The sequence below is a fragment of the Vibrio pelagius genome (assembly GCF_024347575.1).
In the GTDB taxonomy this organism is placed as follows: Bacteria; Pseudomonadota; Gammaproteobacteria; order Enterobacterales; family Vibrionaceae; genus Vibrio; species Vibrio pelagius.
Genome location: NZ_AP025503.1, coordinates 1,894,725 through 1,919,663 on the forward strand (window position 1 = coordinate 1,894,725; position 24,939 = coordinate 1,919,663).

Sequence of the window (24,939 nt, forward strand, 5' to 3'; positions counted from 1 at the left end):
TTAGAAGAAATATTTTTTAGCCTGTCTCGTTCTACTAATAAGTCATTGGAAGCAGGCTAGGATAATAACAAGGATTAATTGATGGATTCGTCACATCACAATAACAATCTAACCGCCAAGCTCTACGTTCTCGCCGGTGTTCTTTTTGGCACATATGGCAGTCGAGTGTGTCCGATGTTAGAGACATTAACCGCTATTGAAACGATCACTCACGTCAGCACAATCTTCTCTATTCTGTTTGTTATTCGTTTTATCATTGCTCCTCGTTGGTCTGTTTACCAACAGGGGCAATACATCAAGCTAGATACCAGCCTATTCTTCGCAATGAGTCTCCCACTCGCGACCTATTACAACCTAAGTTATGAATTTACGCTTGATAGTAACCTGAAGGTTTTGTTCGGGTTGGCGTTATTTGGATTTTTTACCGGCAGCATTTTAGAGCTGGACTCAAAACTAAAGCAGATGAATACCTATCAAAATCGAGGTGTCAGCAACCTACAACTTACTGGTGTGCGCCAATCTTTGGTGAAGCAACTGCTAGGCTTGGTGATGGTGCTCCTAACCTCACTACCCCTGATGCTAAGTATGGTTGCGATAAAAGATGTCTTTTGGCTCGAACACAATCCGGAGCGCATTTTAGACGGCACAGGTAAAATCAGCATCATGAAAGAGTTTGCCTACTTATCCTTAGTTCTAGGTGGTTACGCCGTGGTGATCATGACAATGTGGAGCAAGCTGATTAAGAAGATTCTCCTTAGTCATGAATGTGCGCTGGTTGAAGTAACAAAAGGCAACATTCATTCTCGACTCCCTGTCTTTAACCATGATGAACTTGGCTCAATGGCATCATTGACCAACAATATGCTTGATAGTCTGCAATCCGTCCAACAAGAAGTTAAAACCACCCGTGATGTCGCAATTGTCAGCTTGTCTGCACTCGCCGAATCTCGTGACAATGAAACAGGCGCACATATTCTACGCACACAAGAGTACGTAAAAGCGCTGGCAGAACAAATGAGCCTATCGCCTAAACACTCGGCATTACTAACACCTGAATACATTGAACTGCTCTACAAATCTGCACCGCTTCATGATGTTGGGAAAGTCGGCGTACCTGACAACGTGCTGCTCAAGCCAGGTAAGTTAACCGATGAAGAGTTCGATATCATGAAAAAACACCCACAGATTGGTGCAGAGGCGTTGTCTATTGCTGAAGGTCAGCTAGGCAGCAGCTCATTCCTGAGAGTCGCCAAAGAAATATCACTGACTCACCATGAAAAGTGGAACGGTCAAGGTTACCCAAATCAACTAGCGGGCGAAGACATTCCGCTTTCTGGCCGCCTAATGGCATTGGCTGACGTCTATGATGCCTTGATATCAAAACGAGTATACAAGCCTGCTTTCAGTCACGATAAGGCCAAAGACATCATTATTGAAGGTAAAGGTCAGCACTTTGACCCTGAAGTTGTTGAAGCTTTCTTGGCGGTAGAACATCTATTTGTTGAGATTGCCGCAACGCATAAAGATGGTAAGCATGATGTCAGCGAGTTAGAGCGAGAAAACTTGACTTTACAAGCTGTTTAACTGATGTAAAACACACTAATTTCTTACACCCTACTGGTTTATCCGTAGGGTGTTTTATTAGATATATTCGTACTTTACTGATAATTCCCATCGAAATAGATTTTTTTTCCTGTTTCTTCTCAATTCATATTGTCTTCAAATTTTCATAAAGGTATAAATACCACTAGATACTATCCCCTCTCAATTGACATGGATGAAGATTATGTTTGAAAAAGTACTCGCAGCACCAGCAGACCCTATTCTTGGCCTGACTGAAGAGTTTAAAAAAGACGATCGTGCAGAAAAAATCAACCTTGGTGTTGGTATTTACAAAAACGAAGATGGCCAAACGCCAGTTCTAGCTACCGTTAAAAAAGCGGAAGCGGCTCTTCTAGAAAACGAGAAAACGAAATCTTACCTAACAATTGAAGGTACAGCGGAATACGGCCTAGCAGTACAGAAGCTGCTATTCGGCGCAGACGCTGAAATCGTCACAGCTCAACGTGCAAAAACAGCACAAGCTCCAGGTGGTACAGGTGCTCTACGTGTCGCTGGCGAATTCATTAAACGTCAACTTGGCGATGTAAAGATCTGGATCAGCAACCCAACTTGGGCAAACCACAATGGCGTATTCTCTGCTGCAGGTATTGAAACAGCTCAATATAGCTACTACAACGCTGAGACTAAAGACAAAGACTTCGCAGGTATGGTTGCTGACCTAGAGAAAGCGTCTGAAGGCGATATCGTTCTTTTACACGGCTGCTGTCACAACCCAACGGGTATCGATCCAACAGCGGAAGAGTGGGAAGTATTGGCTAAGCTAGTTGCTGAGAAGAAGCTTCTTCCACTATTCGACTTTGCTTACCAAGGTTTTGCAAAAGGCGTTGAAGAAGATGCGGCTGGCCTTCGTACTTTCGCTAAGTACAACAAAGAGATCCTAGTCGCGAGCTCATTCTCTAAGAACTTTGGTCTATACAACGAGCGTGTAGGTGCATTCACGCTAGTAGCTGAATCTGCAGACGTTGCAAACACGGCATTCTCTCAAGTTAAGAGCATCATCCGTTCTATCTACTCTAACCCACCAGCGCACGGTAGTGCCGTTGTTACTCACATCCTAGGCGATGCTGAACTGCGTGCAGAATGGGAAGCAGAAGTCGCTGAAATGCGTGACCGTATCCAAGAGATGCGTGAACTGTTCGTTGCAACACTGAAAGAGCAAGGTGTTGATGCTGACTTCACGTTCATCGAGCGTCAAAACGGTATGTTCTCTTTCTCTGGTCTAACTAAAGAGCAAGTGACTCGTCTGAAAGAAGAGTTTGCTATCTACATTGTCGGCTCTGGTCGTATCAGTGTTGCAGGTATGACTAAGTCAAACATGCTACCGCTATGTAAAGGCATCGCTGCAGTACTTTAAGCTTTCACCCTTTCAAACACCGGAAAAGCCAGCGTACATGCTGGCTTTTTGTCACTTCGACGATTTTAACTACGTTAACTGCTATTTTAGAAACTTATCAAAAGCGTTAGTACTCTAATCTAAACGCCAAACCTAGCTCGTTAGTTCGTTCACCACCGTTATCACTATCACCGTTTCGGTGCTGATACACCCCCTCAATAGAGAACTTAGACGTGATCTTATAGCGTAAACCTAAGTGATAAATCTCTTCATCAAACAGTTCACTTCGATTTGCTTGAATACTGCCGTTAGCAACCCATCGCTTTGCAAAACCATAGTTTAAGTCGAGCTTACCACCGTGGATAAACTCGGTGTCCGACTCAAGCGTCTGGTTATTTGAATTCAGCTCAACTTCACCCTTGGTCACACCCAATAGATAGGATGCCACGATATCGAGATCTTTGCGGATGTTAAAACGGTAACCGGCGCCACCCATCAGAGTATCAATTCGAGTCGTACTCTCATCGGGGTGAATAAAGCGCGCGGTATAGTCGCCAACAAGCAACCACTTATCCGTCAACTCATAACTGACACCCAGCCCAAACACAGAGGCGTTGTTGTTGCCGCCAGCATCTGCGTTGAGACTGCCGGAATAAACCGAGGCGGTAACATAATTAAAATCGAGATCTTTTGACTCATTATCTTGGGCCATACCCTCGAAAGAGAAAGCAGCACATACAGAGACTAAGCCCAGCTTCCATATCGACATTTAACCCTTCCTTAACACTGTCTTATTTTTATCAAAGGTTAGTCTATCCATCAGACTTTAAAAAGGTTTTACCTCACAGAATGATTTGTCGCGGCAAATTATTATCAAATGATGTACCATGAATTCATATTAACTTACGGATGAACACTATGGATGCTGAGTTATTAGAGATTCAAAACTTCCTCGCACAATACCCTCCCTTTAGCGAATTACCGGAAGATATACTCGCCAAAGTCACGAGTAGCGTGGAAATTTCCTATTATCGTCAAGACACACCGATTATTCACTTCGGCGACCAAATCCACGACTTATATGTGGTTCGCAGTGGTGAGGTCGAAGTCTACAGACGAAAAGGAGAACTCTATAACCGTTTAGACCAAGGTGATCTGTTTGGTCAGATGGGCCTACTGACTAATAACAAGGTACGTTTCCCAGTTAAAGCGATCGAAGACACCCTTCTTTACTGCATCCCAGAATCCATTTTTCAAGAGCTTTATGACAATTACGACTCATTTGCCGATTTTGTTGAAGTAGAAGATAACGCGCGTTTACGTCAAGCCATCTCAAACAACAGCGACGCTAACGATCTCACTACTTCAAAAGTGAAGACGCTACTGACTAGCGATGCACCGATGATCGAAAAAACGCGCACCATTCAACAAGCGGCGACTATGATGGCGGAAGACAACGTCTCTTCGTTGCTGATTATTGACTCAGACATCGTAGAAGATGATGAAGATGATTCAACGCCTGTAATCGGTATCATTACTGACCGAGATTTATGTACTCGTGTTCTTGCTGAAGGGCTTGATCCATCAGATGAGGTCTCAAGCGTGATGACTCCTGAGGTTATCTCTCTCGACCACAACGCTTATGTCTACGAAGCTATGTTGACGATGCTACGCTACAACGTACATCACCTACCTGTACTCAAAGATAAAAAACCAATAGGCATTATCGAAGCGACAGATATTGTTCGCTACGAATCGCAAAACTCTCTCTTATTGGTAAGCAGTATCTTCCAGCAACAAAGCATTGAGGATCTCAAAGTATTGTCAGAGCAAGTTAAAGATAGCTTTGTACGCCTTGTAAACGAAGATGCGAATGCTCATATGGTGGGCAGCGCAATGTCAGTGATTGGCCGAAGCTTTAAGCAACGTATTATTGAGCTTGCTGAAGAGACGCTAGGCAACGCGCCAATTCCATATTGCTTCCTTGCTTTAGGATCTATGGGTCGCGATGAACAACTCCTTGTGACCGACCAAGATAACGCCATTATTCTTGATGACTCATACGATGAAGCCAAACATGGCGCTTACTTTGAAGCCTTCTCTAAGTTCATTTGCGACGGCTTAAATCAGTGTGGTTACAGCTACTGTACAGGCGACATCATGGCGACCAATCCAACTTGGCGAATGACACGCACTGAGTGGGAAGAGTGCTTCGCAGATTGGATTGATAACCCGAACCCGAAAGCGCTGCTAAACGCCTCAATATTCTTCGACCTTGACGGTGTCTATGGCCGCCTAAAATGGGCTGAACAACTCAATAGCTTCATTGTACGCCGCTCGCGCAAGAACAACCGATTCTTAGCATGTTTAGCTCGTAATGCACTCAACCGCACCCCACCACTTGGCTTTTTTAAAGACTTCGTGATGGAAAAAGATGGCCGTCATAATAACTCTATCAATTTGAAACGACGCGGTACTGCGCCACTGGCCGACTTGATCCGTGTGCACTCTCTTGCGGTCGCATCACGCTCTAAGAACTCCTTTGAGCGCCTCGACGACATCATTGACGCCGGTATCTTACCTAAAGGACGAGCTCAAGACCTGAAAGATGCGATGGAGTTTATCTCTATGGTTCGTATTCGACATCAAGCTCTGGACGTTGACAACAACATCGAGCCGGATAACAACATAGAGCCCGAGAATCTGTCGGACTTTGAACGTCGCAACTTAAAAGATGCATTTCAGATTCTCAGTAACGCGCAGAACTTCCTCAAGTTCCGTTACCAAGCCAACAACAAATTTAAGTAGAGACGATGACGAGAATATTTAAGTCACCCGCTGTAGATTGGCATTTCAAATTTGCCCAGAAGCTCGAGCGTGTTAAAGATGAGCGTCTCAAAGAGTACTACAGTAAACCGTTACCTGCGGCTGACACTCCCATATCTGAAGTGACCTTCTTAGCATTGGACTTTGAGACCACTGGCCTCAATCCATCTAAAGATGGCATTATTACCATCGGCTTAGTCCCGTTTACACTTAACCGTATCTATCTAAAACAAGCGCGTCATTGGACGCTAAGACCCAGACAAAAACTGGAAGAAGAGTCTGTGGTGATTCATGGCATCACTCACAACGACATCCTGGATGCTCCAGATTTAAACGAAGTACTCGATGAAATCTTAAAAGCGATGGCTGGACATATCCCGGTTGTCCACTATAGACGCATAGAACGTAACTTCTTAGATAATGCGCTGCGCTCACGCCTTAATGAAGGCATTGAGTTTCCAGTATTAGATACATTGGAAATTGAGTCACAAGTGCAGCATAAGCTCGCTGGCGGCTTTTGGAACAAGTTAAAAGGCAAGAAGCCCGGCTCAGTCAGATTAGGACAAAGCCGTCGTCGCTATCACTTACCTGACTACACACCACACCATGCGTTAACGGATGCCATTGCGACAGCAGAGCTACTCCAAGCACAGATTGCACACCATTACGATGCAAGTAGACCGCTGAAAGAGTTCTGGTTGTGATTCACTAATCGGTTTTAGTCAATCCATCAACCATCAAGAAAGCCAAACTAAAAAGGGTGTCATACTTTGACACCCTTAATGATAAGCTTCGTTTGTTTGACGCTATGCGTTTTCTTTCTCGAACTCTTTCATAAAGTTCACCAATGCTTGCACACCCTCAAGCGTCATCGCATTGTAGAGAGACGCACGCATCCCACCTACTGCTCGGTGACCTTTTAGCGACTTAAGACCCGCTTTATCAGCAAGCTCCAAGAACTTACCGTCAAGCTCTGGCTTAGCCAATTGGAAAGGTACGTTCATACGAGAACGGTTTACTGGGTGAACGTCGTTACGATAGAAGTCTGATTCATCAATTGCGTTGTAAAGAAGCTGAGCTTTCTCTTGGTTCACTTGCTCAACTGCTTCTACACCACCTTCTGATTTCAACCACTTAAATACTAGGCCAGACAAGTACCAAGCAAACGTCGGTGGAGTATTGAACATAGAATCTTTCTCAGCCAGTACCTTGTAGTTCAAGATGCTTGGTAACACTGAGTTTGCCAGATCTAGAAGGTCGTCACGAACAATCACAATGCAGATACCCGCTGGGCCAATGTTCTTCTGCGCACCCGCGTAAATCACACCGTATTTTGATACGTCAATTTTACGAGAAAGAATATTTGAAGACATGTCCGCAACAATTGGCTTGTCCGTTACAGGCAGCTCGTTGATTTCGATACCATCGATAGTCTCATTCGGACAAAAGTGAACGTAAGCCGCTTCTGGATCGATTTTCCACTCACTTGCTGCAACAACGGCTGCTTTGCCATCGACAGTTGTCTTAGCGTTGAACACGTCAATCTCTGCGTATTTGCTCGCCTCTTTTACTGCACTCTCAGCCCAGTAACCCGCATCAACGTAAGTCGCTTTAGTTTTGTCACCCAGTAGGTTTAGTGGAACTGCTGCAAATTGAGCGCGCGCACCGCCCTGACAAAATAGAACTTTGTAGTTGTCTGGGATGTTCAGAAGATCACGTAAGTCTTGCTCCGACTCATCCGCGACTTGAATAAACTCTTTGCTGCGATGGCTAATTTCCATCACGGATGTGCCTAGGCCATTCCAGTCAATAAAATCCGCTTGCGCTTGCTTCATTACTGGCTTTGGTAATGCTGCTGGACCTGCACTGAAATTAAAAACGTTATCTAAAGTGTTTTCCATGGGGGGTGATGCTCCTGCTCATAATAACTGTGGCTCGATGTCACGTTAGATCAAATAACTGTAAATCGATATAACTATGCAAGTAATACCACGTTTTACCCAACATAAAAAGCAACAAAAGAGGTCTACAGACCTCTTTTGTTGTGTATCGATTAAAAACCCGAGCTTTAGCTAGCTAATAGACGTGTTCACGATGATTGTGCTTCAATTTACTGCATTAAAGCTGGCATTAATAACGCAATTAATGGAATTTCTTGTCCGTTTTCAAAGACTAAATTTCCATTTTCTAGTGCAGCGTGAATTTCGTAACCTGTTTCTGTTTGCTCAATCATCTCCATTACGATCAACTCATCAATGCCCTCTTGAATAAACGGGTACTCTTGTACCAGTTCATTAGAGAAGCTTGAACTAATATCCCCCTTCAGGGCTGGAATAATAAGGCTTGGATCGCTACTGATGTTTTCTGTACCTTCTGGAACACTGACTAGCCACTTAGAATGAAACTCACCCTCGCCCAAATCCAACGAGATATTCTTCATCGAAAGATCGAAACCTTTTGCGAACAGGGTATCAATGTAAGGAATGATCTGCGCAATATCTTCCTGAGTGAGTACTGGGTTCGATTGATAGATCTCAAACACTTTCTCAAAAGATTGGCTGTCTAGCTTATCCATCTCAAAATCAACATTAAGGTTGTTCACCTCACCATCGCTGGTTTGAATCGATGCAATGTTCAGTTTCAGATTGCTGCGCAGGCGTTTCGTTGCTTCATCAAGATGCGATTCAAAGTCGTACTGAGAGTTTTGAATTGACACATAAGGTTTCATTTGCATATCGGTTAAGGCAAACGACCCAATAGTAAAGTTTTGAGTACCCAACCAGTAGCCTTTCGCCTGCTTACCTTCACCTACACCTTGCAGGTTTGATAGCGTCATCTCTTCACCAGATGGAAAATCAATCTGAATAGACGGAATATCAAGTTTGTAGTCAATCTGTCCCAGTACGGTTGCATGACCAGATACTGTCGACTTAGTAATAGACACTGAAGTTTGGTTCTCAGCGCTACCCTGATGGTTCAGCTGGCTCAGCTCGAGATTAAAGCTGGTGTTGCCATTCAGTTCAGTGTTCGTAGTTAGAGTCAGTGGTAGATTCGGTTGATCTTCCAGAGTCGATAACGCATCAAGGCTAATCAAACCATGACTAACGTCACTGTTAACAACATATTCGGTTGGCAAACCATCAATGGTTAACTGCTCTTTTAAGCTCTCATCGATAATCGTAATGCGTGTTTTTACATTGGATGAGAGGTAACCGCGGTCATAATCAACAATTTCAGCCTGAATGCTAGAACTGTTTAATGTTGCGATACCATCTGTAATCGCATTCTGCCCAATCTGACCAACGGCAAGTGGCCAACAGAGTGCTAATGAAATAGCGCCACCAATGGCACCAATTTTTCTAAGCTGTTCCATGTGTTCTCTTTAATTACGATCGTTTGTAATACTCAGTCTAACCTAACAATAGCATTCAGGAAACATTGCGTTAAATCAGTCTATTGCAGAATACTTCAATCAGCTCAACAAATTACCAACTAGCTCTCATCCTTTACTGACACATATTGATACTCTAGGTGTAGGGAAGCTATAGAGGGAAACACGTGAACCAATACGCTGTTATTTGTTTAGATAATAATCCAATTAGTATTGAGCGGATTCGCAGTGAGCTCGCACCATTTTCAGCGACGTTTGATATTTATACTGCCGAAAATCTCGACGAAGCGCATCAGGCTCTGCAGGACATTCACGACAACCACCAAACCGTCGCATTGGTGATTACCCACCATCACGCTCAGTTCGATGGTGTGCAATTCCTTATCGAACTCGAGCAGTTGCCACATACTAATACGGCGCGCACGATTTTGGTTAGCGCATCGTCAGATATTCAAATTATCTTAACCGCGGTTAATGAAGGACGTTTAAATCACTGCTTGACCAAACCTGTTCCCGATCAAGTGCTGTTCAAATCTGCTCAAAAAGAGCTCACCTCTTTTATCATCAAATATGCGGCTGACGACTTACTCACTTATAGCCAAGTACTGGACCAGCAGCGAATCTTACGCGCTCATATCGAACAGAAAATACGTTCATTCCAGTCTGGCTTTATTCACGACTTTCATCAGCTCTCCGATACTGCTCTGGCAGAAAAAGTGATCAACGCACTGCAAGACTTCTTCTCCCAAGATGATAAAACCAAAGCAATTCGCATCTACTCTCCCGATCACTTGTTGACCAAAGAGGGAGAAGACAACCGCTTCCTATGGTTTATTACTGATGGAGAAGTGGCTCTATATAAAAAGGATGAGCTAGGTCAGCAACGTGAAGTGGTGAGACACACCAAAGGGAACATTGTTGGCGGCATGTCGTTTGTGACTGGTGAGCCCTCTTTTTCTACAGCAATTACGCTAACGCCAACTCATGTTATTAAGCTAGATCGAGATGTTTTCTCGCAAGTGATGCATTCAAACAGCGCCCTATTACCACTGTTCACCAATCTACTACTGCGCCATTTTAACCGCCGCCTGCAACGCAGCATTACCACTAAGCTTCGCCTGCAAGAGACATTAGAATCACTCGAATCTGCCCACCAGCAACTGATTGAGAAAGAGAAGATGGCGATGCTTGGACAACTCGTCGCAGGTGTTGCTCATGAGTTGAACAACCCGATTGCGGCGATACTGCGCAGCATCGAAACGCTTGCTGATAATCTTGACTCGATTCTATTAAATTCAACCCTACCGAATTCACCATTGACCACTCAAGTGCTCGCCACGGCGAAACAATCTAAACCACTTTCTACAGCTCAAGAGAGGGACTTAGTCAAAGCTCTCACCTCAACAATTAGTGACCGGGCAATGGCGAAAAAAGCGGTAAAACTGAACCTAACCGATCAGCCACAGGTGATTGAGACACTGAAGCACTCTCCGGTTGCTGCCAAAGAGCTACTTAACGATCTAGAACACTACCATTTGGTCGGAAATTCTATTCGCTCAATCCAGGTTTGCAGTAAACGAATTGCGGATATGGTCAAAAGCCTTAAAGGTTATGCAAGGCAAGACGACGAAGCCAAGTTACATGCTGACCTTCACGAAGGGCTCGAAGATACCTTAGTGATTTTTGAAAATAGGTTGAAAGTTCATAACGTTGAAAAACACTACGATAGCAGCCTACCTCGACTGCTTTGCCAACCATTGGCGTTGCAGCAGGTCTGGACCAATCTCTTGTCTAATGCTTTAGATGCCCTGCCCGAGCGCGGTACGATTGAGATCACAACCTCTCAGAAGCAACGCAATCAACAAACTTATTGGGTTGTCGAGATAAAAGACAACGGGCATGGTATCGACTCTGCCAATCTTGAAACCATTTTTAACCCCAATTTCACGACTAAGAAGGAGGGAAACTTCGGTCTAGGAATTGGACTCTCTATTTCTCAACAAATTGTGACTGCGCACAGCGGATTCATTACTGTTGATTCAGAGCCAGACTGCTATACCTCGATGCAGGTATGGCTGCCTCTCGATTCACAAGGAGCCTCAAATGAATAAGTACCTAATTCTATGTGTTGATGACGAGCCAGAAGTGCTCAATAGCGTCCTTCAAGACCTTGCGCCATTTGAAGACGATTTTGCGATTGAAGGCGCAGAGTCGGTTTACGAGGCAAAAGAGGTGATCAAAGATATGCAGCAAGACGGCATAAAATTGGCGCTGATACTCTGCGATCATATCATGCCAGACAAAACCGGCATCGATTTCCTGATTGAATTGAACCAGCAGCCTTCAACTCAACCCACTCGTAAGCTTCTTTTGACTGGGCAAGCGGGTTTAGAAGACACCGTGACTGCAATTAACAACGCTGCCCTTGACTTCTATATCTCGAAACCTTGGCGTGGAGACGAACTCAGAGCCACCATTATTCAACAACTCACCGATTATGTTATTCAAGAAGACGACAATCTGTTGCAGTGGACGTCGATCCTCGATACAGAAAGAATTCTTACAACTATGGCAAATAAGCGCACCAGTTTTGGTGAGTAGATAGCAAATTGAACAATCAAAGTTGCACAATGGCACTCAATTTGCTTATTTTTTAGCTAAATGACAAATGATTGGCATTTAAAAGGATTACTTTTCTACAAGTTAGACTAGAATGTCTCGATATTTATTGTTTGTGCCACTGGGTGCAAACATAAGGAATTAACATTAATAAAGGTTTACTGTCGTTATGCGTAAAATTCTACTGACTACCGCTATGCTTCTGGCATCTAGCCAAGCATTTGCAGCCGATGACCAACCACAAGTAATGAGCAACTTCAGCTACGATTACTTTGAAGCTCGTATCGGCGCAAGCCCAGTTACTTTCGGTGGTGCGTTCAGTAAGTCAATCCACCCAAATGCTCACGCTGTAGCACGCATCGATTCTGAGTTCGAAGGCGATTTCGACTCTGGTGTTGGTCTTGGCTTCCACTCTCCAATCAACAACTGGGCAGACCTTACGGGTGAAATGCTAATGCGTATCGTACAGCCAGAAGACTCTAGCTCTACAGATCTAGGTATGGAGATCAACCTAGGTATTCGTCAATGGTTAGGCCCACAACTTGAGGTTGGTGGTAAAGCGGGTTACGTATCTATCGATGACAACGACGATTGGATTGGTTCTGTTTACGCTCGTTTCCACTCTACAGAGCTATTCTCCATTGGTGCTGAAGCGCGAATCAACGACTTCTACGGCGAACAGGTTATGTTCACGACTCGCTTCAAGTTCTAAGACGTTTTTTGGCTTCAGTTAAAGTGAGCTAATACCAATCACAGTAAATAAGTGGTCAAAAATAGCGCCGGGAAAAGGCTTAAGAACAAGGCAGAATTTTTTGGTAAGTAGTTATTCTACAATCAAAAATTCTAACGCAGTTATCAAGCGTTTTAACAAGCTAGGATGATCAGTTATTTACTACGATTGGTATAAGTAAGCGATTAAATAGATAAACAAAAACCGAGGATATAATCCTCGGTTTTTATTTATATTGAATAATCTGGAACATATAGGAGGATTCTAGTGGCAGCTCTTTAATAGCTGTTGTTTGCGAGGCTCTTGAAGCAGTTTCCAGTGAATACCATCAATGGCACCGGCAAACTTCCAAAGTAGCTTTAAGTCAACATCATTGCCGTAAGTTTCACGAACCTTATTGAAAACTTCAGGTGCGCCTAACTGCATGAACATAGAGACATCTTCAACACCCGCTTTCTTAACCATACGCTCTAACGTGAGTTGCATGTTAGGTAGGTCGCGTAAACGGCGACTGGCGGTTGATTTTTTGAAACTGCGTTGCTGAACTGAATTATCGATAGAAGTTCGAATAATGCTATCCAGATCAGGGTGCTCGCAGGTAAACAGATCGGTAATATCGTAGTAATTTACAGTGGCTGTCGTTTGCTTTTTGACATGGCGATATTTTTCACAGTCTAGAGCCGTCAATTTTTCATCTAATGACTCACCACCGCGAATAAATAAACAACCTTCGCTGATCAATGCAAACATCGCATCGCTCTGGAAGAGGCCAGTACCTCCAAACATTGAACGTTTTTGGTGCTCACCAAACTTACTTACGTAGTTAATAAATGCTGTCTCAGTCATATCCATTGATCCTTAATCTTATTACCCCGATTAGTACGATCACCAGATAAGCAGCTTTTTGTATGCGAAAATAAAATGTTCTAAATATAGGTGAATATTATGGTTTGTCTTCCACCTTTAAAATAAATCATACTTCGAAACAAAAATTAAGTCTGGACTTAGCTCACAGCAATTCATTGAACATCAAAAAAATTCATGATTCATATCACACTACGCCATTATTTGGCGCTTTTATTTTGACGCCTAGTGTTATCCCGGTTCAGGTTTAGTTGTTTTTAGCTAAAACTGATTTCTGTTTTTGTACTATTGCACGGCATCACTGCGGCTTGTAAAATGAGTAGATATTGTCATTTATCCTCTTTATATGAATCATTTATCCTTTTATTGGCTTCCTGAGAACAAAGCACTTCTACTCAAGGGACTTGAAACCGAGTTCGCACAATTGGTTAGCAGTTCTATTTCCTCTGGTAAAATCAACTTACCTCCCATCCCAGATGTGGTTTTGAAAATTCAGAAACTTTGTACTCTCGAATCGACAGGAATTGCTGATGTAGCAAAATGTTTGCTCGAGGATCCCGGTTTAACCGCCATTGTGATTCGTGTTGCCAATTCCGTGGTGTTCAACCGCCGCAACATTACTTGTGTCGATATCATGACTGCTGTTTCTCGTCTTGGTATTTTGCGGGTTCGTGACATTGTGACGGCTCAAGCGATTGAGCAACTGAAACACAACATCAACCTCAGCCAAGATTGCAATCAGCTATTAAGACAAAGCGCATCGATTTCAAAAGAGCTTGGTGCAACTATGGTATTGGTCACCAATCAATTCAAAGAGTATGAACCACAAGAATACAACTACCTAGAGCAGGAAAAAGCCCTATTGGTCGGCTTACTTGCTGACATCGGTCTATTCTGTCTGGTCAGCGAATATCACTACTATTTAGAGAAAGGTAATTACCTCGACCAAGACATCGCCCTGCAAATTTTCCAAACCCAGTGCTCTGCAACCAGTCAATTGGTCTTAAAGCAGTGGGGGTTCGACCGTGATTTTATTGATGTATCTTCAAATAAGTCCTCAATAAACAGTGAGAAAGACGTTTCCTACCTCGATATTGCACGAATTGCTAATCATCTCTTGATGTTTAGAAACAATGATGAAAACATCGACTCTCACGAAGTCGAACTTAACGTTACTGGAGCTGAAGTTCTCTATCAACTCAGCAACTTAAATGACAATGAGTTCCACGGACAGCTTAACGACGTTATCAGTGCCAGCGGTTTATAAGGTGATAGACCGCTAAGTCAGCATCGAGGGAATCATGTTTACAGGGATGATCTTCATTTTTGCCCCACTTGTGGTGGGTTACCTATTTTCTATTTCAAATGAAAAGACGCTAGAAACGATCAACCGTGCAACGTCTTCTCTAATATACGTCATTCTGGGGTTAATGGGGTTGAGCCTTGCTGCGCTCGATAACCTAGGCAGCAACCTACAAACGATCTTGCTCTACACTGCAACATTCTTCGTCTGCCTAAGCGCGTGCAATCTACTTGCGTTACCTTTAATTGATAAGGCCCTTCCACTTAAAACAGACAGTAGTCAGAAGAAACTGCCACTCTCTTCTATGGCGCTGGAATCGGCCAAGTTGATCCTTGTTGTGGGCACGGGTCTTATCGCAGGTCTACTACTACCAATCGGCTTGACCTGGGTAGACACCGCGAGCGAGTGGATTCTGTTCGCACTGCTGTTCTTTATTGGTATTCAACTTCGAAACAGTGGTCTAACACTACGCCAAATCCTATTAAATAAGCACGGCATGGTGATCGCTGCCACCATTATCATCTCCTCTATGTTGGGCGGCGTGATGGCAGCCTACCTGTTAGATATCCCTTTATTTCGGGCTCTCGCAATGTCATCCGGTTTCGGTTGGTATTCTTTAGCAGGGATTTTGATGGGTGACGCTTTTGGTCCCGTTTATGGCGGCGCCTCTTTTATGCTGGAGTTACTACGTGAATTGGTCGCTCTGGTCGTGATTCCGATGTTGATACGAAGTTACCCTTGCACTTCAATTGGGTACGCAGGCGCGACAGCGATGGATTTCACCCTTCCTGTTATACAGACAACCGGTGGTGTGCGTTGTGTGCCTATTGCGATTGTCAGCGGTTTCATTTTGAGTCTCTTAGTGCCGGTATTGATGCTATTCTTTGTATCTCTTGCTAACTAGATCGCAGGAATGGCCCCTATTTTCCATTAGAATGCGTCGGTGTCTTTGTACTCGAGACTTTAAGATTGCCCAAGATCCTGAAACAGTTACCGAAATAAAAAGACACTAAGTGTCGTTGCTCAACAAATACTAATCACGGTAATCTGTGAAGACATAGTTCTACATAAAAATCAGTTCTAAAAAGAATAAACCCAAAAAGGAACCACTATGAAACGCCTTTGTGTCGCACTACTGCTAGCATCAACTTCTACTTTCTCTTTTGCAGCAGAGAGCCTAACTGGAAACCAACAATGTCTTGCTGAAAAATACGATGCGTACATCGACGCCTCTCTAAATTGGTATGCCGATCTTGCAGACCTAACTGCAGCTCAATACCCAGAGCTTGAAGAAGTAAGCCAGTGGTTCCTTGAAGGCCGTAAGCACCACTTCGAGTTAAACCGAGCAGCTGTTCGCTACTACCTAGTTAACGATTCAAGCAAAGTCGCTACCGAGCAATCTGTTGAAGGTTGGCTAAAGCTGGAACAGTATGACATCAAAGCGCTATCACAGCGTGACGATGAGCTAGGCAAAATCGCAAAAACAACCTTTGATGATCGTCAATCTAAGCCACACGCTCAAAACTACGAGCTGCGTTCTGCATTTGCAGAGCTGTTAAGCCACCCGAAACAGATCGATACAGCCCTGCAGCGTTACAACCAATCTATCGCTAAAGTAGAAAATACTCAGTGTAAATAGCGGCATAAACGTGACTCCTTCTAAAAAGTTACGTTTATGGGAAGTGGGATTTCATAATTAAGACGGGACTTTGTGCCCGTTTTCGTTTAGATTGTCCCGCTCGCGTCAATATTAGAAAAATAACTCGCTTGCTATGGTTACGGAACAAAAAACAGCAGATGTAAGCTTTGATAGCCTACTGCGTATCTTCACAGTACCGGAAGGTCCAGACTCAACACTTACACAAATCGAAGACAAACTGTCACAAAACCTGAATCAATTTCTACGAGAGCATATCGTGGCTGAAGAGAAGCCGCTTCGAGAGATTGAGAAGGATTTTTCCAATGCTTCTATCCCGGAGCAGCCTGAGTTTGTTTCTGAACATACCGAGCACCTACTCGACTCACTCGTTTCTCACTCAGTTCATACATCTGCGCCAAGCTTTATTGGTCATATGACCTCGGCTCTGCCGTACTTTTTGATGCCGCTGTCAAAGATCATGATTGCGCTTAACCAGAACTTGGTAAAAATCGAAACCTCGAAAGCATTTACACCACTTGAACGTCAAGTATTGGGAATGCTGCACCGTCTTATCTATCAGCAAGATGATGCTTTCTACTCTCGTTGGATGCACAGTGCTAACCATTCACTAGGCGCTTTCTGCTCTGGTGGCACAATTGCCAATATCACCGCTCTTTGGGTTGCACGTAACAATGCACTTAAGGCACAAGGCGAGTTTAAGGGCGTTGAGAAAGAAGGCCTGTTCAAGGCGATGAAGCACTACGGCTATGAAGGCCTAGCGATTTTGGTTTCTGAGCGCGGCCACTACTCCCTGAAAAAAGCAGCGGACGTACTGGGTATCGGTCAAGAAGGTCTTGTTTCTGTAAAAACAAACAACGACAACAAGATCTGTACCGAAGATCTGAAACGTAAGATCACCGAACTCAAAAGCAAAAACATCAAGCCGTTCGCAGTAATCGGTGTTGCGGGTACAACCGAAACCGGCAACATTGACCCACTGAAGAGAATGGCTGAAATTTGTGCCGAAGAAGCGTGTCACTTCCATGTAGATGCCGCTTGGGGTGGTGCAACACTTATGTCGAACAATCATCGTCATTTGTTAGATGGTATTGAACTGGCAGATTCAGTAACGATTGATGCGCATAAACAGCTCTACATCCCTATGGGTGCGGGTATGGTGCTGTTCAAAAAGCCTGACGCTATGACAGCCATTGAACACCATGCTCAGTACATCCTACGTAAAGGCTCAAAGGATCTAGGAAGCCATACATTAGAGGGTTCTCGCTCTGGAATGGCAATGCTTGTATACGCAGCGATGCATATCATTAGTCGTCCAGGTTACGAACTATTGATCGACCAAAGCATTAATAAAGCACGCTATTTTGCAGACCTTATTAAACAACAAAGTGACTTCGAGCTCGTTTCTGAACCTGAATTGTGCCTTCTGACTTACCGTTATGTGCCTGAAAGCGTTAAACTAGCGCTCGAAAAAGCGAATGACGCTGACCGCACAGAACTTAACGAACTGCTCAACGAACTGACGAAATTCATTCAGAAGAAGCAGCGTGAAACAGGTAAGTCTTTCGTATCTCGTACGCGCCTTAACCCTGAAGCTTGGTCACACCAACACATCATCGTATTCCGTGTAGTGCTGGCTAACCCGCTAACGGGTACTGAGATCTTAACCTCTGTGTTAGAGGAGCAGCGCGAAATTGCTAAGCTAGCTCCGAACTTAATGGGTAAGATCGCAACACTAGTCAGTAAGATTCACTCATAGTTATTCAAATTTAGTTGCATCAGATTGAAAATTTATTTCTTTTTGATGTAACTAACACGTCATTTCAACGCCTATTTGCACTTTTTTTACTCAAATCCTCTTCCAGTTTTGTAGTTTTCTAAAATTTTGTTGAGGTTTGTCATATTCTGAAGCATTCATCCCGTGTTTTTGTATTAGTAAATAGTGTGTTAGGTTTATACTTATCCTATGGTGCTAGTTAAATATATATCTATTTGAAACGGCAGTACTAAAGAGCATTGTCATTGTAACTTGTTATTGATTGATAACTCTGCCTGCTATTTGTTTCAGCCACTCCCCGGGTAAGCAGATATTAACTAGCAAGTTGTTCTCTATACCCTCGTGAACACTATGAATACATTAGAAAAAATACAAAAAAACCTGGAAAATTTCAGTAAGTCTGAGCGTAAAGTCGCTGAAGTCATTATGGCTTCCCCTCAAACTGCTATTCATTCTAGTATCGCTACATTGGCAAAAATGGCCGATGTGAGTGAGCCTACTGTTAACCGCTTCTGCCGTCGTTTAGATACGAAAGGCTTCCCTGACTTCAAATTGCACCTAGCTCAGAGCTTGGCAAACGGAACACCTTATGTGAACCGTAACGTTGAAGAAGATGATGGACCAGATGCTTACACGCATAAGATTTTTGAATCGACAATGGCGTGTCTGGATGTGGCGAAAAATAGCCTAGATTCAATGCAAGTCAACCGCGCGGTTGACCTGCTAACGCAAGCTAAGCGTATTTCATTCTTTGGTTTGGGTGCGTCTTCGTCTGTGGCTAGAGATGCTCAAAACAAGTTCATCCGTTTCAACATCCCAATCACCTGTTTTGAAGACATCGTGATGCAACGCATGAGCTGCATTAACTGTAGTGACAACGATGTTATCGTTCTGATTTCACACACAGGCCGTACTAAGAGCCAAGTTGAAATTGCGAACTTAGCTCGTGAAAATGGTGCAACGGTGATTGCCATCACAGCTAAAGACTCCCCATTGGATAAGGCAAGCTCACTGTCTATTTCATTGGATGTGCCTGAAGATACTGACGTTTACATGCCAATGGCAAGTCGCGTAGTACAAATGACGGTTATTGATGTTCTGGCTACTGGCTTCACGCTGCGTCGTGGCACTGGTTTCCGCGAAAATCTAAAACGCGTTAAAGAGTCACTACGTGATTCACGCTACGAGAAATACTCTCAGTTCTAAACTGAATGTAGACAAATTAGAAAAACGGAGCCGCACGGCTCCGTTTTTGTTTACTCAAACTGATTGTTCTCTTATACCAATCACAGTAAATAAGTGGTCAAAAATAGCGCCGGGAAAAGGCTTAAGAACAAGGCAGAATTTTTTGGTAAGTAGTTATTCTACAATCAAAAATTCTAACGCAGTTATCAAGCGTTTTAACAAGCTAGGATGATCAGTTATTTACTACGATTGGTATTATATCGTCCAGCTGTTGCCCTTTTCCACGATGCTGTTTTGTGAAGCGTAGGAGTTAATAATCGTAAAACTCGATTCCGCTCCGTTTTCAGGGAAACTTGTCTGCTGAAGCTGCGAAGAATCACAACTGCAGTCACGACACACTTTCTCTAAGATATGCACCAGCCGCGCCTTGTTGAGTGGCAGTGGGTTACCCTTGATCGCGACCGACTTCATCGCATCCTCAGCAACATCTTCAAACGGTGTTTTACAGACCCCAAATTGAATAAGACTTGGTATTTCAAGTGTGTCGAGTAGCTCTGAAAGCCAACTGACTGACTGCTCCTCAATTGCATTCTCGTCGCCTGTTACGATTGCAGCGATACGTTGATAGCGAGCCAAGATATCGTCACGACCCTGCTCTCTTGCGACCTCGATATTCTCTAGCATGACCAAAGGCGCTAAACGACCAGTAATAATACTATGTGGCGCATGTATCTTTCCGCCTAATGCCGACGCTAAGCCATGAGCCGCACCAAGTTTTGCGTTGGTAATTGCCATACCACCTAGCATCGATGCAAATGCCAGATCAGAACGTGCTTGAGGGTTATCTTCAACGCACGCTTTCACCACAGAAGCACTGAGCTTTCTTAGCCCTTCTTCACAAATCATATCCGTTAACGGATTCGGCTCTCCACAGACATAAGCTTCCATTAAATGAGTGAACGCGTCCATTGCTCCTCTGCCGGACAGATACAGGCTCGTACCATAGGTAAGCGTTGGGTCGATAATAGCCACGTCTGCAAGCATATCAGGGCTGCGTAAACTGATTTTAACCTTATCTTGCCCAGACTTAAGTACCGCATTTTTGGTGACTTCAGCACCGGTGCTTGCCGTGGTTGGAATCGCAATGAAAGGTAACGGCTTCGTCTTCAAAGGCACATTACGCCCCACGACTTCTACGTAGTCGTACACATTCCCCTGATTCGGCAGAATCGCCGCCAACGCTTTCCCCATATCAATGGCACTACCACCACCCATCGCAATCACCATGTCGGGCTTAAATCGGCGTGCCGAAGTGGCAGCCTCTTCAACCATAGTTATATTTGGCTCCCCAGATACTGCGATATGCTGATAGCGCATATTTTGTGCGTCGAGATATTCGGTAACAATTGTGGTTCTTTCTAGATTACTCCCAGTTACCAATAACACACTGTAACCATACTGATTAAACTGAGACAGTGAAGACGTCAGTGCTCCTTCACCAAAGATGATCTTTGTAGATGTCATAAATTGAAACATGGTGCCTCCTGCGCCTATGACCAAACAATACTACGAACTCTTTGTTGTTGCGGTTTGCTAAAATGCGGTTAACTGTTTATTTAAATGCCATGTGATTTATCTAACTACAAGATGCCCGTAACTGAATCTAATTTTCTTGACGCGGTGCAACTTGTCGCATTAATAACGGCTTAGTGTCAGATTATTAGCGCTGATTCACATTCTGTACCCTATCTCCTTGCGTCTAGCGAGGGCTTTCGAGCGAAGCGCTGGTGTGAATGAATACTATTTAAGCTGATAGGTACAACCTATCGCATTAACAGGCGATTCCATCTTTATTTCCCCATAGCATTAAGGCATAGTTAGTTTTAAGAATTTTGAGTCGTATCCCTTTAAGAATAGTTAACATATTTGGGTTAACGAGCTTCATCCCGTATTTAGGAGAAATGAAATGTTTGTAGTAATCTTTGGTCGCCCTGCTTGTCCATACTGTGTTCGTGCTAAAGAGCACGCTGAGACTCTTAAAGCTAAGCGTGATGACTTCAACTACCGCTATGTTGACATTCACGCAGAAGGCATCAGCAAAGCAGACCTAGAGAAAACAGTAGGTAAGCCAGTTGAAACGGTTCCTCAAATCTTCGTAGACCAAGAGCACATCGGTGGCTGTGATGACTTCGAAGCATACGCAAAAGCGAACCTAGGTCTTTTCGATTAATCGACCGCATTGATTTTAATAAGCTAAACCTGTCGCAAAAGCTCATAAAATCATAAACAAAGCCTTATTTTAAAGCTCACGTGCTTCACGTGAGCTTTTTTAATGCGTAGAACAAAAATGAATCACGTTAAAATCAAGTAAAACTGCAAATTAGCGCTTATAATTTATCTAAAATTAGATACAATTCACATCTCTACACTATCTTATGTTTCACGCCTTATACTGAGCCGCTGCTGTGAATATCGACGTTGTACTGTTGCTTGAGCAAAACCCTATTCTTCTCATCTTTGTCGTATTAGCGATTGGTCTTGCCATTGGTAAAATCCGCTTTGGAAACCTTCAACTAGGTAACTCTATTGGTGTCTTAATCACCTCATTAATAATGGGTCACCTCGGCTTCTCATTCAACGCAGAAGCACTGACCATTGGCTTCATGCTGTTTATCTACTGTGTAGGTATTGAGGCGGGGCCGAACTTCTTCGGAATCTTCTTTAGAGATGGTAAACACTACCTCATTTTGAGCTTAGTTGTGCTCTCTACCGCTATCGCCCTCACCTACTTCTGTAGTGAATACCTAGGGTTAGGATTTGGTCTATCTGCGGGTATGATGGCTGGTGCACTCACGGCCACACCGATTTTGGTAGGTGCCCAAGATGCCCTCAATTCAGGGCTCGCAGAAGTACCCCGAAACATGGATATTAGCCTAGTTATTGAAAATCTCTCGGTTGGCTATGCAATGGCATACTTAGTCGGCTTGATCAGTATGATCATGTTCGCTCGCATGATTCCAAAGCTGCAAAAAGTCAATCTACATGACTCTGCAGAGCAGATAGCGCAAGAGCGTGGTCTCGGTGCGTCTGGACAACGTAAAGTTTACCTACCGATCATTCGTGCTTATCGTGTTGGACAAGAGCTCATTGACTGGACAGACGGTAAGAACCTGCGTGAGCTAGGCATCTATCGCCAAACAGGTTGTTACATTGAACGAATCCGTCGTAACGGCATTCTTGCCCACCCAGATGGTGACGCGATTTTACAAGAAGGCGATGAAATCGCACTAGTGGGCTTCCCAGACAGCCATGCTCGTCTTGACCCTAGCTTTAGAAACGGCAAAGAGGTGTTCGACCGTAATCTTCTTGACCTGCGTATCGTGGAAGAAGAGATCGTCGTAAAAAGTGACAGCATTGCGGGTAAACGCCTATCAGACCTTAATTTGTCAGAATATGGCTGTTTCTTGAACCGCGTTGTGCGTGCTCAAATCGAAATGCCGATGGATCTGAACATAGTGTTAGCTAAAGGTGACGTTCTGCAGGTCAGTGGCGAGAAGAGCCGTGTTCACGGCCTAGCTGAGAAAATCGGTTTCATCTCGATTCATAGTCAAATGGCAGACTTAATGGCTTTCTGTAGCTTCTTCATTCTGGGGATTCTATTCGGTCTCATTACCATGACATTCGGCCAAGTTTCGTTTGGCCTTGGTAATGCGGTTGGCCTACTGCTTTCAGGCATTATGCTGGGCTTCTTACGAGCAAACCACCCTACCTTTGGTTACGTGCCTCAGGGTGCTCTGAACATGGTCAAAGACCTTGGTTTGATGTTCTTTATGGTCGGCATAGGCTTAAGCGCTGGTGGCAAGATATTCGAGCATTTGACTCAAGTCGGCCCACAGGTGATAGGTATTGCATTGATTGTCAGTGTGTTGCCGGTCATATTCGCGTACTTAGTTGGCGCTTATATTCTTAAAATGAACCGCGCACTGCTATTTGGGGCGATCATTGGTGCAAGAACCTGTGCTCCCGCAATGGACATCGTAAATGACCACGCTCGCTCAACCATCCCTGCTCTGGGCTATGCGGGTACATACGCGATAGCCAACATATTGATGACCCTAGCCGGCACTTTCATCATTATTATTAGCTAACGACTAGGTTCGTTCAGACTTTTCCAATGCACTAATTCGCAAGAGTTAGTGCATTTTTTTTGCTCAAATATTATTTTACCCATGACGAGCGAACCAACTCTTAAATCTTTTCGTATCTCGCATCCGCTCTTAGATCAAAAAAGACGCTCAATGAGCGCCTTTTAGTATTTAGACCTAGTGAAGCAGATTAGATGTCTTCTACATCAAACTCAACCGCCGGGTTAACGTCAGCATCGTAATCTACGCCTTCAACGCCGAAACCGAATAGTTTCAAGAACTCTTCTTTGTACTCTACGTAATCAGTCAGTTCTTTTAGGTTTTCAGTCGTGATTTGTGGCCATAGGTTGCGACAGTGTTCTTGGATATCTTCACGAAGTTCCCAGTCATCTAGACGTAGACGGTTCTTCTCATCCACTTCTGCTGCGCTGCCGTCTTCTTTGTATAGACGTTGGCTGAACATACGGAAGATCTGTTCCATACAGCCTTCGTGTACGCCTTCTTCACGCATTTTCTTGAATACCATTGCGATGTACAGTGGCATTACTGGAATTGCAGAGCTTGCTTGAGTCACAACAGACTTAAGAACAGCAACGTTCGCAGTACCGCCAGTTTGACCTAGTTTCTCGTTAAGAGCCGCTGCAGCACGGTCTAGGTCCATCTTAGCTTTACCTAGCGCGCCATCCCAGTAGATTGGCCACGTTAGCTCAGTACCGATGTAGCTGTACGCAACTGTTTTACAGCCGTCAGCAAGAACACCAGCTTCAGAAAGCGCGTTGATCCAAAGTTCCCAGTCTTCACCGCCCATTACGGTTACTGTGTCTTTGATCTCTTCTTCTGTTGCAGGCTCTACGCTTGCTTCAATGATCGTATCTTTGTTTGTATCAACTGCTGTTGAAGTGTACGTCTCACCGATAGGCTTAAGAGAAGAACGAACAACTTCGCCAGTCTCAGGCATTTTACGTACTGGAGAAGCCAGAGAGTAAACCACCATATCAACTTGACCTAGGTCTTGTTTGATTAGGTCGATTGTCTTTTGCTTAGCTTCGTTAGAGAAAGCATCACCATTTAGGCTTTTCGAGTATAGGCCTTCTTCTTTTGCTAGCTTGTCGAATGCTGCTGAGTTGTAGTAGCCAGCTGTGCCCGGCTTTTTCTCAGTACCAGCTTTTTCGAAGAAAACACCGATAGTTGAAGCGCCGCCACCAAATGCAGCTGCGATACGAGAAGACAAGCCATAGCCACTTGAAGAACCCACAACAAGTACACGTTTTGGTGCATTTGCAATTGGGCCTTGAGCTTTGGTGTAAGCGATTTGTTCTTTTACGTTAGCTTCACAACCAACTGGGTGTGTTGTAGTACAGATGAATCCGCGAATTCGAGGTTTGATGATCATATTCAACTTCCTTAAAAAATCCCTGTTAGGATAAAAGTTTCGTCTACAAATGGCATCTAATTTCTTCAAAAATGTGGCTAAAATGCAAGTGGT

At 43.9% G+C, this 24,939-nt stretch carries 20 protein-coding genes; 14 read left to right on the forward strand and 6 right to left on the reverse strand.

The window, feature by feature from the left end; genetic code table 11:
- Positions 1-81 precede the first annotated feature (81 nt).
- Both vsple_RS08125 and vsple_RS08130 read left to right on the forward strand, forming a co-directional pair.
- Positions 82-1,584 carry an HD-GYP domain-containing protein gene (locus vsple_RS08125; protein WP_261881695.1) on the forward strand — a complete coding sequence of 501 codons (1,503 nt, stop codon included), beginning with the start codon at positions 82-84 and terminating at the stop codon, positions 1,582-1,584.
- Between the two features lie 202 nt (positions 1,585-1,786).
- Positions 1,787-2,977, forward strand: coding sequence for an amino acid aminotransferase (locus vsple_RS08130; protein WP_261881696.1), 1,191 nt, complete (start codon positions 1,787-1,789; stop codon positions 2,975-2,977).
- 106 nt (positions 2,978-3,083) lie between these two features.
- On the opposite strand, the gene vsple_RS08135 is transcribed toward vsple_RS08130, so the two are convergent.
- Positions 3,084-3,668, reverse strand: coding sequence for a porin family protein (locus tag vsple_RS08135; RefSeq protein ID WP_261883152.1), 585 nt, complete (start codon positions 3,666-3,668; stop codon positions 3,084-3,086).
- 206 nt (positions 3,669-3,874) lie between these two features.
- On the opposite strand from vsple_RS08135, the gene vsple_RS08140 reads away from it, so the two are divergent.
- Both vsple_RS08140 and vsple_RS08145 read left to right on the forward strand, forming a co-directional pair.
- Entirely contained in the window at positions 3,875-5,764 is a 1,890-nt protein-coding gene (locus tag vsple_RS08140; protein WP_261881697.1) for a DUF294 nucleotidyltransferase-like domain-containing protein, read from the forward strand.
- Positions 5,765-5,769: 5 nt separating this feature from the next.
- On the forward strand, positions 5,770-6,486 hold the full coding sequence (locus vsple_RS08145; RefSeq protein ID WP_261881698.1) for a 3'-5' exonuclease: 717 nt from the start codon (positions 5,770-5,772) through the stop codon (positions 6,484-6,486).
- Positions 6,487-6,588: 102 nt separating this feature from the next.
- Here vsple_RS08145 and serC read toward each other — a convergent pair whose 3' ends face one another.
- Together serC and vsple_RS08155 are read right to left on the reverse strand one after the other, a co-directional pair.
- Entirely contained in the window at positions 6,589-7,683 is a 1,095-nt protein-coding gene (gene serC, locus vsple_RS08150) for a 3-phosphoserine/phosphohydroxythreonine transaminase (RefSeq protein WP_261881699.1), read from the reverse strand.
- Between the two features lie 209 nt (positions 7,684-7,892).
- Positions 7,893-9,155: a YdgA family protein gene (locus vsple_RS08155; RefSeq protein ID WP_261881700.1), complete on the reverse strand. Its 1,263-nt coding sequence runs from the start codon at positions 9,153-9,155 to the stop codon at positions 7,893-7,895.
- A 185-nt stretch (positions 9,156-9,340) separates the two neighbouring features.
- Between vsple_RS08155 and vsple_RS08160 the strand changes: the two genes are divergently transcribed.
- The 3 genes from vsple_RS08160 to vsple_RS08170 all read left to right on the forward strand — a co-directional run bounded on the left by vsple_RS08160 (position 9,341) and on the right by vsple_RS08170 (position 12,504).
- Positions 9,341-11,284, forward strand: a complete 1,944-nt coding sequence (locus vsple_RS08160; RefSeq protein WP_261881701.1) for an ATP-binding protein — start codon at positions 9,341-9,343, stop codon at positions 11,282-11,284.
- Entirely contained in the window at positions 11,277-11,774 is a 498-nt protein-coding gene (locus vsple_RS08165; protein ID WP_255230546.1) for a response regulator, read from the forward strand. Before vsple_RS08160 ends, vsple_RS08165 begins: the two co-directional genes overlap by 8 nt.
- Positions 11,775-11,961: 187 nt before the next feature.
- Positions 11,962-12,504, forward strand: coding sequence for a hypothetical protein (locus vsple_RS08170; RefSeq protein WP_255230545.1), 543 nt, complete (start codon positions 11,962-11,964; stop codon positions 12,502-12,504).
- A 282-nt stretch (positions 12,505-12,786) separates the two neighbouring features.
- On the opposite strand, the gene vsple_RS08175 is transcribed toward vsple_RS08170, so the two are convergent.
- Positions 12,787-13,368 (reverse strand): TfoX/Sxy family DNA transformation protein, encoded by a 582-nt coding sequence (locus vsple_RS08175; protein ID WP_255230544.1) that lies wholly within the window; start codon positions 13,366-13,368, stop codon positions 12,787-12,789.
- A gap of 364 nt (positions 13,369-13,732) precedes the next feature.
- Between vsple_RS08175 and vsple_RS08180 the strand changes: the two genes are divergently transcribed.
- The 5 genes from vsple_RS08180 (at position 13,733) to vsple_RS08200 (ending at position 19,329) form a co-directional block, all read left to right on the forward strand.
- On the forward strand, positions 13,733-14,653 hold the full coding sequence (locus tag vsple_RS08180; protein ID WP_261881702.1) for an HDOD domain-containing protein: 921 nt from the start codon (positions 13,733-13,735) through the stop codon (positions 14,651-14,653).
- A gap of 34 nt (positions 14,654-14,687) precedes the next feature.
- Positions 14,688-15,593 carry a LysO family transporter gene (locus vsple_RS08185; protein WP_261881703.1) on the forward strand — a complete coding sequence of 302 codons (906 nt, stop codon included), beginning with the start codon at positions 14,688-14,690 and terminating at the stop codon, positions 15,591-15,593.
- Positions 15,594-15,800: 207 nt separating this feature from the next.
- Complete coding sequence (locus vsple_RS08190; RefSeq protein WP_261881704.1) at positions 15,801-16,328, forward strand: hypothetical protein; 528 nt, start codon at positions 15,801-15,803, stop codon at positions 16,326-16,328.
- A 133-nt stretch (positions 16,329-16,461) separates the two neighbouring features.
- On the forward strand, positions 16,462-18,105 hold the full coding sequence (gene panP / locus vsple_RS08195) for a pyridoxal-dependent aspartate 1-decarboxylase PanP (protein ID WP_261881705.1): 1,644 nt from the start codon (positions 16,462-16,464) through the stop codon (positions 18,103-18,105).
- Positions 18,106-18,474: 369 nt separating this feature from the next.
- Positions 18,475-19,329: a MurR/RpiR family transcriptional regulator gene (locus vsple_RS08200; RefSeq protein WP_032548710.1), complete on the forward strand. Its 855-nt coding sequence runs from the start codon at positions 18,475-18,477 to the stop codon at positions 19,327-19,329.
- A gap of 234 nt (positions 19,330-19,563) precedes the next feature.
- On the opposite strand, the gene vsple_RS08205 is transcribed toward vsple_RS08200, so the two are convergent.
- Positions 19,564-20,844, reverse strand: a complete 1,281-nt coding sequence (locus vsple_RS08205) for an iron-containing alcohol dehydrogenase (RefSeq protein WP_261881706.1) — start codon at positions 20,842-20,844, stop codon at positions 19,564-19,566.
- Between the two features lie 430 nt (positions 20,845-21,274).
- Here vsple_RS08205 and vsple_RS08210 point away from each other — a divergent pair, with 430 nt between their 5' ends.
- Both vsple_RS08210 and vsple_RS08215 read left to right on the forward strand, forming a co-directional pair.
- A complete protein-coding gene (locus vsple_RS08210) occupies positions 21,275-21,538 on the forward strand; it encodes a GrxA family glutaredoxin (RefSeq protein WP_261881707.1) in 264 nt (87 codons plus the stop codon).
- Between the two features lie 235 nt (positions 21,539-21,773).
- Complete coding sequence (locus vsple_RS08215; protein WP_255230538.1) at positions 21,774-23,456, forward strand: aspartate:alanine antiporter; 1,683 nt, start codon at positions 21,774-21,776, stop codon at positions 23,454-23,456.
- Positions 23,457-23,643: 187 nt separating this feature from the next.
- On the opposite strand, the gene fabV is transcribed toward vsple_RS08215, so the two are convergent.
- Complete coding sequence (gene fabV, locus vsple_RS08220) at positions 23,644-24,846, reverse strand: enoyl-ACP reductase FabV (protein ID WP_255230537.1); 1,203 nt, start codon at positions 24,844-24,846, stop codon at positions 23,644-23,646.
- Between the last annotated feature and the right edge of the window lie 93 nt (positions 24,847-24,939).